Genomic DNA, 13,884 nt, shown 5'->3' with positions numbered 1-13,884 from the left:
GCCGTTTGCGCAAGCGCTTGCATAGCCCTGGTCTCCCACTCTCATTGGAGGACATTTCGTGGAAAATGCTATTCAACAGCTTATCGATCGTGAAGCCATTCGCGATCTCAGAACGCTTTACGCCCATCACCTGGACGGTAACAACATCCAGGCCCTAAGCGAGGTCTTCGCGGCGGACGCTGTGGTTGAGGTGACTGTCGGAAAAATGGAGGGGATTGAGGCGATCAAATCCGGTTTGCAGGAGGCCTTTGCACTCTACGACCGGGATAACCGGCGCAGCTTCCCGTTCATGCACGCAATCACCAATCACTGGATCAAGTTGACCGGGCCTGATACTGCCGAGGGGCGCTGCTACCTCATCGACTTCGAGACTGCTTCAAAGCCTGATCCAAACCCGTTACTGCTGCTAGGGCTGTACGCCGATGAGTACAAGCGAATCAATGGCGAGTGGCGCATCACGCGTACTCGATTGGAGGTCGTCTGGCCTGATCGCAGCAACCCTGAGCAAGTATCCGGCCAAACGGAAGGAGCGTGAATATGCACACGCCATTGAAGCTGAGCATTCTTGACTACTCTCCGGTGGATGAGGGACTGCTTCCTGTCGATGCGCTGGGGGCTAGCGTGCGCCTGGCTCAGCTTGCGGAGGAAAGCGGATTCCACAGGTTCTGGGTCTCGGAACACCATGGTGCTCCAGCGACTGCCAGCAATTCCCCTGAGATTCTCATGTCGCGTATCGCATCGGCAACCAAGGCGATCAGGGTGGGTTCCGGTGGGGTGCTGCTACCTAACTACAGCAGTTTGAAAATTGCCGAGAATTACCAATTGCTTGAAGCGCTGTTCCCTGGGCGCATCGACCTTGGTTTCGGTAGAGCCCCTGGGGCTGACAGGCGCACGAGCATGGCGCTCAATGATGAAAAAGGCGAGTCGATCCCCTATGGTCGCAAAGTTGCCGACTTGCTCGGGTTCGTGACCGGGAACCATATGCCCAACTCGCGCTATGAGGGGATGCGCGCGCATCCAGAGACCCGCAACAAACCTCAGCCTTATGTTCTAGGTGCTTCGGGGGCGACGGCGGAAGTCGCCGCGCAGGCAGGCCTGGGGTTCACCTTTGCCCATTTCATCAATCCTCGTGGCGATGGGCCGCATGCAGCTAGCGCGTATCGCCAGGCTTTCAAACCGACTGATTTTTCACAATCACCTTCGGTGGTCGTAGCCGTATTTGTAGCAGTCGGAGATACGCCTGAAGAAGCCAAGGATTATGCGGCGGCCTTTCACCTCTGGCTTACCTACGCAGAGAGTGCCAGCCCGTTCGATCGGGTGCCATCAATCGAGAGTACCCGTGCCCATCACTGGTCATCGGATGAGTTGGCGATTCGCGAGCGCAACAAAGGGCGGCTCATCTACGGGACAGCTGATCATGTCGTGGTCCAACTACGTGAGCTGGCAGATGCTTATGGTACTGATGAGGTCATGATCAACCTCATGATGCCAGGTGAGACCTCCCGGCTGAATGCATTGACCAGCATTGCCCATTCGCTGAGGAAAAGTGAGGTTGTGAGTCATTCGCTCGCTCAGGCAGAGGGATGCAAGGAGAGGGCGCATGACGCTTGATAGCCTTCCGATTGAAGCCCTCTCACCGTCAAATCACATAGCGCTGCATTTGGCCCATCGTTGGTTCGCCTTCCTGGAAGCACCTGGAGGTGACCTCAATGAACACCTGAAAATGTTCCATCCGAACGTTCTTCTATCCGGTCACCGGATGCACCATGTGTTCGCCCAGGATCATCAGTCACTTGTGGCTTGGTTCGCATCGATACCGGATAAAATCAGCGCCCATCACATCATCCACTCAAATTACTCGACTGCAGAAAATGGAGATGGTCTGTTGAATATGGTTGTCGCTTACCAAGCGCCAGGGAAGGCGGGTATGCAAGGCTCGATCATCAGTTATGAAACGCGAATCGAGTTCTCGCCGGGGGCGCCGCGCTTTATCTCCCTCGACAAAACGCCGATCCTCTCGAACAAAAGGTCAAGCTATGAAACCTCATGGTCGACCAATCGTGTCCTCGCGCGCGTTCATGCAGAGCTGGGAGGACTAAATGGAGTGAGTGATTCAGTCCGGCGTGCCCTCGGAAATGAGGTGCGTCACCTTTCCGCCCAAGTCGTCGCCTCGGAAGGAAGCCCCGCATACGATGCGGTAGTGACCGCAGTTATGGGTGAGCCAGCTGGAGTGCGTGTGGTAAAGCTTCGTCTTACGGACGATGTCGCGCGCTCAATGCCGTCCATCGAGGACGCTCGGGTCATCGACTTTGGTGATACGCCTCTTTGAAAACAGTCCGGTTCGGGGGCGCAGCTACAGGCCAGAAGTGGTATGCGCCCCACTATGCTCTAAGGTGAACAGCAGCCACATTCCAATTTTTACAGCTCATCGATTCTGGTCTTCACAAGGCTGTCCTGCGCTTCAAGCTGATCCTCCCTTCACCGCCTTGCCAAACATCCGGACTCCTTCAAAGGATTCGGAACATGCCAAGCGCCCGTAGTCTCCGTTTCTTTGCAACCTGCCGCTCAACTGCTACAGCGCTATGCGCAGGCGTATTCACGCGCACGGAGTCTTGTCTGATTTTTATATTGGAATACAGGGATTAAATGACTGGAATTCCAGCTGATTAATCAAAATCAGGACGAGCATTAGAATTCCCCCCAAGCGATGGCGCCCGGGCTCTGTTCCGGTCGACATCATCATTCGCGCCAAATTTCTACATGACCGTCCAGGCGAGCTTGGGCCTTCAGGCTCTTGCTTGCACGCGTGTGCGCAAGCGGTTACGTACCGGAGTTTCTATGAACAAATCGTTTTCTCGGGCCGCGTTAGGGGTCTTGCCCCTTTCTGCTGCATTACTGCTGACGGGCTGTGATTCTGCGCAGGATCAAGCAGCGAGTCCTGCAGCGCTTAAAGTGGGGTACTACGCAGTCCGGGAAGCTCCGCTGACTTTGAGTACCGACCTTCCTGGGCGAACCTCCGCATTTCGCGTCGCTGAAGTTCGTCCGCAAGTTGCGGGCATTCTGGAGCGCCGATTGTTCACGGAAGGCACTGAGGTCAAACAAGGCCAGCAGCTGTATCAAATCGACCCGCGCACGTACGTGGCTCAGCAAGCCAGGGCTGAGGCCAATCTGCGCAGCGCGCGCAATCTGGCCGAGCGTTATGAGCGTTTGCTGAAAGCGCGCGCGGTGAGTCAGCAGCAACATGATGATGCCGTGGCTGCGTGGAAGCAGGCTGAAGCCGACAAGCGTGTGGCCGACATCAATGTCCAATATACCAAAGTGCTTGCACCTATCACGGGTCGCATTGGCAGATCCGCTGTTACTGAAGGTGCGCTTGTGACTGACGGTCAGGCCGCCGCTATGGCAACGGTGAATCAGCTCGATCCGATTTATGTCGATGTCACTCAACCCATCACCCGTATCCTTGCCCTCAAGCGCGCACTGAAGTCGGGTGATTTGAAAACCTCGGGCACTGACCAGGCTGAGGTCAGTCTGACCTTGGATGACGGCAGTGCCTACCCGCTTGCCGGTACCTTGAAATTCTCCGAAGTGAGCGTTGACCAAGGCACCGGCTCGGTCACTTTGCGCGCTGTTTTTCCCAATCCTGAACGTGCTCTGCTGCCTGGGATGTTTGTACATGCCCAAGTGAAAGAGGGGGTCCGCGAAAACGCCATTCTGGTGCCTCAGCAGGCCATCGTCAGGGACAGCCGGGGTGTTGCGACTGTATGGGTGATCACTGCTGACAATCATGTAGAGCAGCGCGATCTCGAGACTGTGCGCACGGTAGGGAACGCCTGGCTGGTAGACAGCGGTGTCAGGCCAGGTGAACGGGTTATCACCGAGGGGCTGCAGTTCGTCCAGGCGGACTCGGTCGTCGAAGGGCAGCCTGCATCGAACGTCCACGTGAACACCGCTTTGACGGCAAACTGAGAGGTCGACAATGTCTCGTTTCTTCATTGATCGGCCAATTTTTGCCTGGGTGATCGCGCTCGCGATCATGCTCGGTGGAGCACTGGCGATCCACAGCCTTCCTGTCAATCAATATCCCAATATCGCGGCGCCGGCCGTGCAGATAACCGTCACCTACCCAGGTGCCTCTGCGCAGACCGTTCAAGATACGGTGGTGCAAGTCATCGAGCAGCAACTGAACGGCCTGGATGGCCTGCGTTACATCAGTTCGGCAGCAAACAGTGACGGTAGCGTTGAAATCACAGTGACTTTCGACCAGGGCGTCAATCCTGATATCGCGCAGGTTCAAGTTCAGAACAAACTTCAGCTTGCGACGCCTAACCTGCCGGCGGAAGTGCAGCGGCAAGGGATCCGCGTGGTGAAGTTCCAGGTGAACTTCATGCTGCTGGTCAGCATTTATTCGAAGGATGGAAAGCTGAGCTACGGTGACTTGGGCAACATCATCGTGTCGAGCTTCCAGGATCCGCTGTCCCGTACCCAAGGGGTGGGCGACTTCTTCGTGTTTGGCTTCCAGAATGCGATGCGGATCTGGCTTGATCCCGCCAAGCTCAATAGCTACCAGTTGATGCCCAGCGATGTCACCGCCGCTATCTCGGCGCAGAACGTCCAAGTCTCGTCCGGAGCTATTGGCGGACTGCCGACGCGTAAAGGTGTTGAGCTGAGCGCGACGGTGATCGGTAAAACCCGGTTGAAAACCGCTGATGAGTTCAAGGAAATTTTGGTCAAGGTGCAGCCGGACGGTTCTCAGATTCGCTTGAAGGATCTGGGCGAAGTGGTGCTGGGCAATGAAACCTATTCCTACGACGTCAACTACAACGGTAAACCTGCAGCCGGTATTGCGTTGCGCTTGGCCACCGGCGCGAACATGCTGGAGACCGTCGAACGCGTCAAAAATACTGTCGACCAGCTTAAACCTTACCTGCCGCCCGGCGTAGAAGTCGTTTACCCCTACGACACCAGCCCCTCGGTGAAAGCCTCGATCGACTCGGTGGTGCATACCCTGTTCGAGGCAGTCGTTCTGGTGTTTCTGGTCATGCTGCTGTTCTTGCAGAACATGCGTGCGACCTTGATTCCAACCCTGGCGGTGCCGGTGGTGCTGCTCGGTACCTTTGGCGTGCTGTACGCCTGTGGGTTCACTATCAACGTGATGACGATGTTCGCCATGGTGCTGGCGATCGGGCTGCTTGTGGACGATGCCATCGTGGTCGTGGAAAACGTCGAGCGACTGATGGAAGAGGAGCACCTGTCGCCACGTGACGCCACCTACAAATCGATGCAGCAAATCTCCGGAGCGCTGGTAGGCATCGGCTTGGTGATTAGTGCCGTGTTCATGCCGATGGCTTTCTTTGGCGGCTCCGCAGGGATCATCTACCGGCAGTTCTCCATCACGATCATCACCGCGATGGGGCTCTCCGTACTGGTCGCGTTGGTGTTCACTCCGGCACTCTGCGCAACCATGCTCAAGGCGCATGCCGGTGGTCAGAAGAAGCAAACCGGTTTCTTCGCGTGGTTCAACCGCGTCTTCGAACGAAACACTGATCGCTATGCGTCCTCGATTTCCAGGATCTTGCGCAACCCCAAACGAACCTTCGTGATTTATGCATTGCTGCTGCTTGGCGTCGTCGCCATGTTCAGAAATCTGCCGTCTGCCTTCCTGCCGGATGAAGACCAAGGATTGCTGATTGTGCAGATTCAGACACCGCCCAACAGCAGTGCTGAACGCACCCAGACGGTCATCGATAAAGTTCGAACGTATCTGTTGGAAGAGGAGAAAGACGGTGTCGTCTCCGCGTTCAATATCAGTGGTTTCAACTTCGCGGGTCGCGGGCAGAACTCTGCCGTGATCTGGGTGCGACTCAAGCCGTTCGAGGCGCGTACTGACAGTGAAAACTCAGCCTTTGCCATTGCTCAGCGGATAACGCGCTTTGCCAGCACTGTCCGAGATGCGAATGTCGTATCAATCGTCCCCCCTGCCATCATGGAAATGGGTAACGCGACGGGCTTTGATCTTTTCCTCCAGGACAACGGTGCTCGAGGCCATGTTGCGCTGATGGAGGCGCGTGATCAGTTGCTCAAGCTGGTGGCCAAAGAGCCTGCGCTGGCCATCGTCAGGCCTAACGGGCTCGCTGATGAGGCTCAGTACCAGGTGACCATTGATGATGAGAAGGCGCGGGCACTGCAGGTTTCGATCGAGTCGATCGATGACACGATGTCTGTTGCTTGGGGTTCCACCTACGTCAACGACTTCGTCGACAAGGGGCGTGTGAAAAAGGTGTATGTCCAAGGTGAAATGGACGCTCGGATTTCGCCGGAAGACTTTGACAAATGGTACGTGCGAAATGCGGCTGGGCAGATGGTGCCATTCTCCTCGTTCGCCAGTGGTCAGTGGGTCTATGGTTCGCCCAAGCTGGAGCGCTATAACGGCATTCCTTCTGTTGAGTTGCTGGGACAGCCAGCACCGGGCTACAGCACAGGGGATGCCATGGCAGCGATTGAACGGGTCGCTTCGCAGCTGCCAAATGGCTTTGGAGTGTCCTGGACTGGGCTTTCTTATGAAGAACGAGCGGCAGGTTCTCAAGCGATCACACTGTATGTGCTTTCACTGATGATCGTGTTCCTCTGCCTTGCAGCTCTTTATGAAAGCTGGTCGGTGCCCGTATCGATCATGCTCGTTGTGCCGCTCGGGGTGCTTGGTGCGGTCGCCGCAACCCTCGGGCGAGGCCTTTCCAATGATGTGTTCTTCCAGGTCGGCATGTTGACGACCATGGGGCTTGCAGCGAAAAACGCCATCCTGATCGTCGAGTTCGCAAAAGACCTCTACGAAAACCAGGGCCGCACTCTGGTGCAGGCTGCAACTGAGGCAGCGCGTCTGCGGCTGCGTCCAATCATCATGACTTCCATCGCGTTCGTGATGGGTACGTTGCCTCTTGCACGCGCTTACGGGCCGGGCAGTGGCAGTCAGCATTCGATTGGTACTGCGGTGGTCGGAGGTACGCTCGCAGCAACATTCCTGGCCATTTTCTTTGTGCCGTTGTTCTACGTGGCTGTGACGAAAGTGTTCAAGTCAAGGCAGCGTGGGGCTGTGCGCGTAGCTATCCACGAGGGCGCTCATCATGACGCATAAACCCCTGCTGTTGGTGTTGGCGATGACATTGGGTGGCTGCAGCCTGATCCCCGATTATCAACGGCCCGAGGCCCCGGTTCCCAGCACCTTTCCTGAGGGCGCCGCTTATGCGGCCCCATCTTCAGGAGGCGTAGCGAGGATCGATTGGAAAACCTTCTTCAAAGACCCCGCCTTGCATGAGCTGGTGGATTTGGCTCTGTCCAACAACCGCGACCTGCGCAAAGCGGCACTGAATGTGGACGCATACCGCGCCCAGTACCGCATCCAAGGGGCGGCGCTGCTGCCTGAGATTGGCGTTGACGGGCGCACTGGGCGCTCCCGAACCCCGGGGGACCTTTCAACAACGGGTCAACACATCACCTCGGGAGATAACAGTCTTCAGGTAGGGCTGACGAGCTACGAGCTGGACGTTTGGGGCCGAGTACGTAGCCTTGATCTGAGTGCGCTGGAAACGTATCTCGCGAGCGAAGAAACGCAACGGAGCGTGCAGTTGGGCTTGGTCGCCAACGTTGCGATCGCTTATTTCACATGGCGCACGGATCAGCAGCTTCTGGAGGTTACCCAGTCGACACTGCAAAACTACAGGCACAACCTGGATCTGGTACAAGCCAGTAGCGAGGCAGGTACTGCGTCGGATCTCGATGTGCGACAGGCAAGGACGCTCGTAGACAGCGCACGCGGGCAGGTTCAAGCATTCACCCGCCAGGTTGCCCAGGACGCGAATGCTTTGCGGCTGTTGCTAGGGACGGATATGCCGGCAAACCTGAGCGGCGTAGATCTGGACAAACCCTTGCTCGCAGACATACCAGCAGGTCTACCCGCGGAGCTGATACAGCAGCGCCCGGACATCCGTGCTGCCGAGCATCAGCTGCTTGCGGCCAATGCAAATATTGGCGCTGCTCGTGCGGCGTTTTTCCCGAGCATCACGTTGACCGGGGCCGCAGGGACCGCCAGCAGCCGACTTAGCGGTCTGTTTGATGCAGGTTCGGAAAGCTGGAGCTTTGCCCCTCAAATCAATCTGCCCATTTTCAATGGCGGGCGACTCAAGGCGAGTCTGGACTACGCGAAAATCCAGAAGGATCTTGGCATTGCAAACTATGAGTCGGTAATCCAGACCGCCTTCCGCGAAGTGGCGGATGGCCTGGCTGCGTTGGGAACCTGGGGGGAGCAGATAGAGAGCCAGCGTGACCTGGTGCGCACCTTCGAGGAATACAACCAGATGGCGCAGCAGCGCTATGACGAGGGGGTGGATAGCTACCTGGCTCTGCTTGATGCCCAACGTCAACTCTTGTCTGCACGGCAACAGCTGTTGACCGACCACCTTGCTCAACTTACGTCCCAAGTCCAGCTGTACAAAGCGCTGGGTGGAGGGTGGTCTGAGGTCTCCCAGAAACCACCTGTAGCACAGCAGTAAAACTCCCGATCTCCTTTGGTGGGAGTCTCTTCAAGGCGCCTAAGGGGCGCCTTCTTTTTTGCGCGCTTTCGCTAGGGTAATCCGTCCATACAACGCCCACCCCCGGGAAGGGTTCAGTGCGATTCGAGCGAGCAGAATTAACTTTCAGGCTAATGCTTAGCAGGCTAAGCATCGGTATAGTCAGCGCATCCCCGATTAGCGAAGTGGTTAACTCGTGTCTGCACATCACTCTTTGGCTAAAGCTCGCTTGCTTGTTTCCCTGGCCATTTTGAGCGCGCTCGTAGGCAGTACAGCCCCATCCCCCTTGTACGGTCTTTATCAAGCGAACCTGCATTTCTCGTCGACAACCCTGACCTCGCTTTTTGCCGTTTACGCCATCGGCGTCTTGTTGGCATTGGCAGTCCTGGGAAGGCTTTCCGACCGCTTGGAGGATCGCCGCTGTGTCTTGGTACCGGCACTGTTCGCTGTGGCGGCAGGGTCATTGGTATTCGCATTTTCGACGGAGCTCGATGGGCTCTTCCTGGGACGCTTTTTGGCCGGGGTAGGGACGGGTGCACTTACCGGCAGCGCCAATGCGGCGCTGGTTGGTTTTGATGCTCAAGACCGCAAGCGGCATGCAGCGGTATTGGCCACCGTGTCCTTCACGTCCGGCGCAGCCTTGGGGCCGGTGCTGAGCTCAGCTGCCATCGCCGTTGATTTTTACCCTACGCTCAGTCCCTTTGTACTTAACGCTTGCCTGGCCATATTGACTGCAATTGGGTTGTGTCGCGTGCAGTGGAGCGGGGAGGTTGTGCATCACCTTCCCAAAACAAGCGACGGCAGTGTGCGCTTGACCCTTGACGAACAAATGCGAGGTAGCTGGCGGGCGTTCACCCGGATCTCATTGATCCTGGTGGTCGCATGGTCAGTTGGATCGGTTTTCGTCGCATTAGGGCCTTCGATGATCATCAGCACGCTGACGGAGGTCTCAGCGCACAGTCATGCCTCGGCAGGTTTACTTGTTACCGCGTTCCAGGCGACAGCGGGGATTACGCAATTCTTCTGCCGACGCGTCAGACCTGAACTCGCCATGGGCAGTGGAGGGGCGTTGATATGCGCGGCCTGGGTGGGGTGCCTGGTCGCCTTGTACGTACATCAGCCATCAATCTTCGTACTCTTCACTGTCCTCGCAGGGGTGGGATATGGCGCGACGTTCGTGGGCGCAATGGGTGTTTTCACATCGCTGGCTCCTGGTACTCACAGAGCTGCTTTGGGATCGCTTTTCTATCTCGCCGGATATTTGGGGAGTGCGATCGGCATCATCGGTATGGGCGCATTGGTGGATGCCTTAGGTATGGAGAACGCCTCAGCGGTAATGTTGGGGGTAGTCGCGATGTCGCTGGGGTATCTGCTAGTGGGCAAGGACAGGGTGGGTGTGCCTGAGAAGTAGCGCCCTGCGGCCCGCCTAGGCAATGCCGCTGAGGCAGGTAAACCTCACCCCGAAAATTCGGATTCCGGGCGCTTGCAAGGCAGCAGCAAGGGCTGTGTATTTCGGTACAATTTCACCATTAGGGTGCGTAAATTCCACCCCTTTCAGCTCGGGGCTCCATAATGGCGGTTAACACGTTTGACGGAATCAGGGAGTTTGTCACCTCAGCTCAAACGCTCAGCTTTACTGCCGCAGCGCTGGAGCTTGGAGTGACCAGCTCTGCAGTGGGTAAAAGTGTTACTCGCCTTGAGGCCCGACTCGGTGTGAAGCTTCTGCATCGCACGACTCGGCGTCTTATATTGACGAGTGAAGGAGAGGCATTTCTTGCCAGTTGCCTTCGGGCCATTGACGAGCTGGCAGAATCGGAAAGTTTCCTTACCACCGGCCAGCAGGAGCCCGTTGGTCGGCTGCGTGTCGATCTACCCGCTGCGTTTGGCCGCCGGCACATTTTGCCGACCCTGATTGATCTTTCGGTTCGATACCACAAGCTTGATCTGTCAGTGAGCTTTAGTGAGCGGCTTGTCGATATCATCAATGAGGGGGTCGACCTGGTGGTAAGGATTGGAACGCTCAAAGATGACGGAGAGATTGTCGCGCGAAAGCTCGGTAGCCAGAGCTTGCTGATTTGCGCCACACCCAGTTACCTTGAGCGGCGCGGTGTCCCGCAGACCCGAGAAGATTTACTGTCTCACGACTGTATAGTCGGTTGGCGAAACGGCACTCGAAAAACCTGGATGCTGCTGGATGACAAAGGGCATGTCAGCGAGCAAGAGGTATGCGTGAAGCACGAGATGGGTGATGGAGAGATGTTGTTGGAGATGACACTTGCGGGGGGAGGGCTGGCGCAACTTCCAACGTGGCTCGTTCATGATCAGATCGAGCAAGGCCTCTTGATTCCCGTCCTTCAGCAGTATGAGGGGGCTGAAATGCCAATCCATGTCATCTGGCCGCGTACGCGCTACATTCAGCCCAAGGTGCGGATGATCGTCGATGCGCTCCTCGAACTCGCTCAACGGGACTCGAAAATTTTCCGTCCTGACAGATGATGCGTGACTTTCTATATGAAAAAGGCGACCCAGGTTGAGGTCGCCTTTTTGTTCGCAGCGTGCGTGTTGGCCGACGCATGCCACCACGGCCAGGGACTGGGCTCAGGCAGGTTCAGCGCGCAGATGCTCTTCAGGCTGGGTTGTAGAATGGATAATCGACATATCCTTTTTCGCCACTGTTGCCGTAGAACGTCTCACGGTCAGGAGTGGCAAGGGGCCAGCCATTCTTCATGCGCTCGACTAGATCAGGGTTGGCGATGAAGGGGCGGCCAAAGGCGATTAAATCGAGCTCGCCCGCCTCCAGAGCGGCTTCAGCGGATTCGCGATCAAACCCTCCCGCCGCAATGAGCGTGCCTCGGTACGATGCTCTGAATTGCTTGGGGAATCCTTCAGGCATCCGTTCCGCACCGATGGTCAGTTGGTCGCTCAAATGCACATACGCGATGTTTCGCTTTTGCAGCTCGGCCGCAACCGCTACCCATGTCTCGGCTTCGTCTTCAAATGGCGCCATGTCAAAAAGCCGTCCGAATGGGGAGATACGTACGCCCACTTTCTCTCGGCCAATTGCTGCCGCGACTGCATCGATGGTTTCGAGGAGAAGCCTGATTCGATTTTGGATCGAGCCTCCATACTCATCAGTCCGGTCGTTCACAGTTGGATTGATGAACTGCTCGAATAAGTATCCATTGGCGCCATGGATTTCAATACCGTCGAATCCAGCTTCCATCGCCCTGCATGCAGCACGGACGAAATCGCCTTTGATGTCAGCAATTTCAGGGACCGTCAGGGCCCGCGGCTTACTGGCCTGAATCGGGCCAGGCTGATGATTTTCATCGTAGGCGTATGCGTTGGAGTTAGCTGCCAGCTTCGCACTCGACGAGACAGGCGCTTCACCGTTTGGTTGCAAGGTGGTGTGTGATACACGGCCCACATGCCACAACTGGGCGAAAATGCAGCCCTGTTTCTGGTGAACGGCTGCGTTGACCCTTTTCCATCCTTCGACTTGTTCTTGCGTATACAACCCAGGGTTGAACAGGTATCCCCGCCCTTGCACCGAAACGGGCACACCTTCGGTGATGATCAGTCCGGCACCCGCGCGCTGCTGGTAGTACAGCACAGTCAGGTCATCGGGAACTGTCGTTTCGGCGCGTGCGCGCGTCATGGGGGCCATGACCACGCGGTTTTTCAAGCTGAGGCCTGACAAGGAATAGGGCGTGAAAAGCATGCTCATTAGGATCCTCTCTAGGGAGCGCTCCGATGCGCTGATCAGGGAAATATACGCGGGATATCGCTGCTGATAACTGCTCCCCGATTCCAGGCATTATGGAATCAGCTTCCAGAATAAGGCGTTGTCCTGCTGGTTCACCGCCTGTAGCCTGAAATGCGGTGTATATCCAGCCGTCCTGATGAGAACCGCCGCCTGCTGAGGGAAGTTCGATTGTCTACTGTGCGTAGCGATTTTGACCCCATCCGCCTGCGTTGCCTTGATCTTAATAAGTTGGTCGTTTTCATGGTTGTTCACCGCTCGAAAAGTGCGAGCTGTGCAGCGCTCATGCTCGGTGTCACTCAGCCTGCTATTAGCAATACGCTCAGGGATTTAAGAACGTTTTTTGGTGATGAACTTTTTGTCCGACGAGGCAGGCAGTTGCACGCAACTTCGCACGCTAACGCGATTGCCGGGCACCTCGAGCGCTCGTTGAGCCTGTTGGTTGAGGCACTTGGTAAGTTCTCAGCCTCGCCTCGCTGAATGCGCACCCAGCGTCGCCCCTAAACGCCCTGATCGATTCATAAAATGAATCGGTCAGGGACATTTTTGCAATAGTTGACAGGGCTGATCGGGGGTATTGTCGGCTGCATCACACCTGGGCTTGTGCATCTGCGGGTCAGCGAATGTCAATAAGCGGTTCGTTTCGATGAAGGCTTGTAGGTGGTGAGTATTTGGCGTAACTGCCGGTGATGGGATTGCATGAGAGCCATACCTCCTACCATGAATGATCTTGCCTACGCTGACCTGAACCTGAACGCCCTTAAACGGGAAGCGATCTGTAAAAACAAGCGTGTTGTAGTCAAGGGTACCTCCTTTAGGTTGCTCTCGCTTCTCGTCATTAACGCCAATAATATTGTCAGCCGCCAAAGTATCTTCAAGGATGTGTGGGGTTTTAATTTCGACCCGGGAACCAAGCGCATAGAAGTGCAGCTCAACTACCTGCGTAAAACGTTGCGACTATTGGGTTCCACTGCTGTCATCGAAACGCACCGTGGTAAAGGCCTCAGGCTGGTCGAGCATTCATGATCTGTTTCTCCAGGCCGGAATAAGCAACGCCTTGTTTTGGCTCAGTCCTTTTTCGCAGCGCTGCCCAGGAAGACGTCATCACTTACCGGCTCCAGCCAATCCACTGCCTTCCCCTCCAGCAACTCATTGATCGCGATGTGCTGCAATGCCGTGGTGTCGGTCGCACCGTGCCAATGACGTCGGCCACAATTGCACCAGATAAGATCGCCGGTTCGGATCTCGGTCTTAGGCCCATCTTCGCATTGCGTCCAACCTACGCCATCGGTGACCAGCAAGGCTTGGCCGAGAGGGTGGCTGTGCCAGTGAGTACGAGCGCCCGGCTCAAAGTTGACCACTGCAATACCAATGCGAGCAGGGGCTGGAGCGGTGAAGACGCAGTCAATGCGCACGCGTCCGGTGAACCACTCAGCAGGCCCTTGGATCGCCTTGGTCGAGCCAGCACGGTGAATTTGCATGTCGGCGTTGGGAAGCCTGTTATCTGTCATGGTGGTCAAATCTCTCGAAAACGGATTGAGGGAACTGTACCGAGCG

At 56.3% G+C, this 13,884-nt stretch carries 12 protein-coding genes; 10 read left to right on the top strand and 2 right to left on the bottom strand.

Features of this window, described 5'->3' with window-relative positions:
- The first annotated feature begins 58 nt into the window (after nucleotides 1-58).
- The 8 genes from DMX11_RS03205 to DMX11_RS03170 all read left to right on the top strand — a co-directional run bounded on the left by DMX11_RS03205 (nucleotide 59) and on the right by DMX11_RS03170 (nucleotide 11,060).
- Complete coding sequence (locus DMX11_RS03205; RefSeq protein ID WP_110743184.1) at nucleotides 59-535, top strand: nuclear transport factor 2 family protein; 477 nt, start codon at nucleotides 59-61, stop codon at nucleotides 533-535.
- A gap of 2 nt (nucleotides 536-537) precedes the next feature.
- Nucleotides 538-1,611, top strand: coding sequence for an MsnO8 family LLM class oxidoreductase (locus DMX11_RS03200; protein ID WP_218278939.1), 1,074 nt, complete (start codon nucleotides 538-540; stop codon nucleotides 1,609-1,611).
- Nucleotides 1,601-2,329 (top strand): hypothetical protein, encoded by a 729-nt coding sequence (locus DMX11_RS03195; RefSeq protein WP_110743183.1) that lies wholly within the window; start codon nucleotides 1,601-1,603, stop codon nucleotides 2,327-2,329. The genes DMX11_RS03200 and DMX11_RS03195 overlap by 11 nt, the downstream gene beginning before the upstream one ends.
- Before the next feature lie 509 nt (nucleotides 2,330-2,838).
- Complete coding sequence (locus DMX11_RS03190) at nucleotides 2,839-3,969, top strand: efflux RND transporter periplasmic adaptor subunit (protein WP_110743182.1); 1,131 nt, start codon at nucleotides 2,839-2,841, stop codon at nucleotides 3,967-3,969.
- Nucleotides 3,970-3,979: 10 nt separating this feature from the next.
- Nucleotides 3,980-7,132 carry an efflux RND transporter permease subunit gene (locus DMX11_RS03185; RefSeq protein ID WP_110743181.1) on the top strand — a complete coding sequence of 1,051 codons (3,153 nt, stop codon included), beginning with the start codon at nucleotides 3,980-3,982 and terminating at the stop codon, nucleotides 7,130-7,132.
- Nucleotides 7,122-8,546, top strand: a complete 1,425-nt coding sequence (locus DMX11_RS03180; RefSeq protein WP_110743180.1) for an efflux transporter outer membrane subunit — start codon at nucleotides 7,122-7,124, stop codon at nucleotides 8,544-8,546. The genes DMX11_RS03185 and DMX11_RS03180 overlap by 11 nt, the downstream gene beginning before the upstream one ends.
- 214 nt (nucleotides 8,547-8,760) lie before the next feature.
- The gene (locus DMX11_RS03175) at nucleotides 8,761-9,975 is read left to right on the top strand and encodes an MFS transporter (RefSeq protein ID WP_110743179.1); all 1,215 of its coding nucleotides are present in this window, start codon (nucleotides 8,761-8,763) and stop codon (nucleotides 9,973-9,975) included.
- Between the two features lie 161 nt (nucleotides 9,976-10,136).
- Complete coding sequence (locus DMX11_RS03170) at nucleotides 10,137-11,060, top strand: LysR family transcriptional regulator (protein WP_108078684.1); 924 nt, start codon at nucleotides 10,137-10,139, stop codon at nucleotides 11,058-11,060.
- A 130-nt stretch (nucleotides 11,061-11,190) separates the two neighbouring features.
- On the opposite strand, the gene DMX11_RS03165 is transcribed toward DMX11_RS03170, so the two are convergent.
- Nucleotides 11,191-12,291, bottom strand: coding sequence for an alkene reductase (locus DMX11_RS03165; protein ID WP_110743178.1), 1,101 nt, complete (start codon nucleotides 12,289-12,291; stop codon nucleotides 11,191-11,193).
- 150 nt (nucleotides 12,292-12,441) lie between these two features.
- Here DMX11_RS03165 and DMX11_RS03160 point away from each other — a divergent pair, with 150 nt between their 5' ends.
- Together DMX11_RS03160 and DMX11_RS03155 are read left to right on the top strand one after the other, a co-directional pair.
- The gene (locus DMX11_RS03160; RefSeq protein WP_110743177.1) at nucleotides 12,442-12,807 is read left to right on the top strand and encodes a LysR family transcriptional regulator; all 366 of its coding nucleotides are present in this window, start codon (nucleotides 12,442-12,444) and stop codon (nucleotides 12,805-12,807) included.
- 240 nt (nucleotides 12,808-13,047) lie between these two features.
- The gene (locus tag DMX11_RS03155) at nucleotides 13,048-13,353 is read left to right on the top strand and encodes a winged helix-turn-helix domain-containing protein (protein WP_158286150.1); all 306 of its coding nucleotides are present in this window, start codon (nucleotides 13,048-13,050) and stop codon (nucleotides 13,351-13,353) included.
- Between the two features lie 41 nt (nucleotides 13,354-13,394).
- On the opposite strand, the gene DMX11_RS03150 is transcribed toward DMX11_RS03155, so the two are convergent.
- Nucleotides 13,395-13,838 (bottom strand): cupin domain-containing protein, encoded by a 444-nt coding sequence (locus DMX11_RS03150; RefSeq protein WP_110743175.1) that lies wholly within the window; start codon nucleotides 13,836-13,838, stop codon nucleotides 13,395-13,397.
- Nucleotides 13,839-13,884 lie beyond the last annotated feature (46 nt).

This window comes from Pseudomonas sp. LB-090624, from assembly GCF_003205205.1.
In the GTDB taxonomy this organism is placed as follows: domain Bacteria; phylum Pseudomonadota; class Gammaproteobacteria; order Pseudomonadales; family Pseudomonadaceae; genus Aquipseudomonas.
The sequence above is the reverse complement of the archived record's forward strand: the minus strand, read 5'-3'. Positions and strand labels throughout refer to the sequence as shown.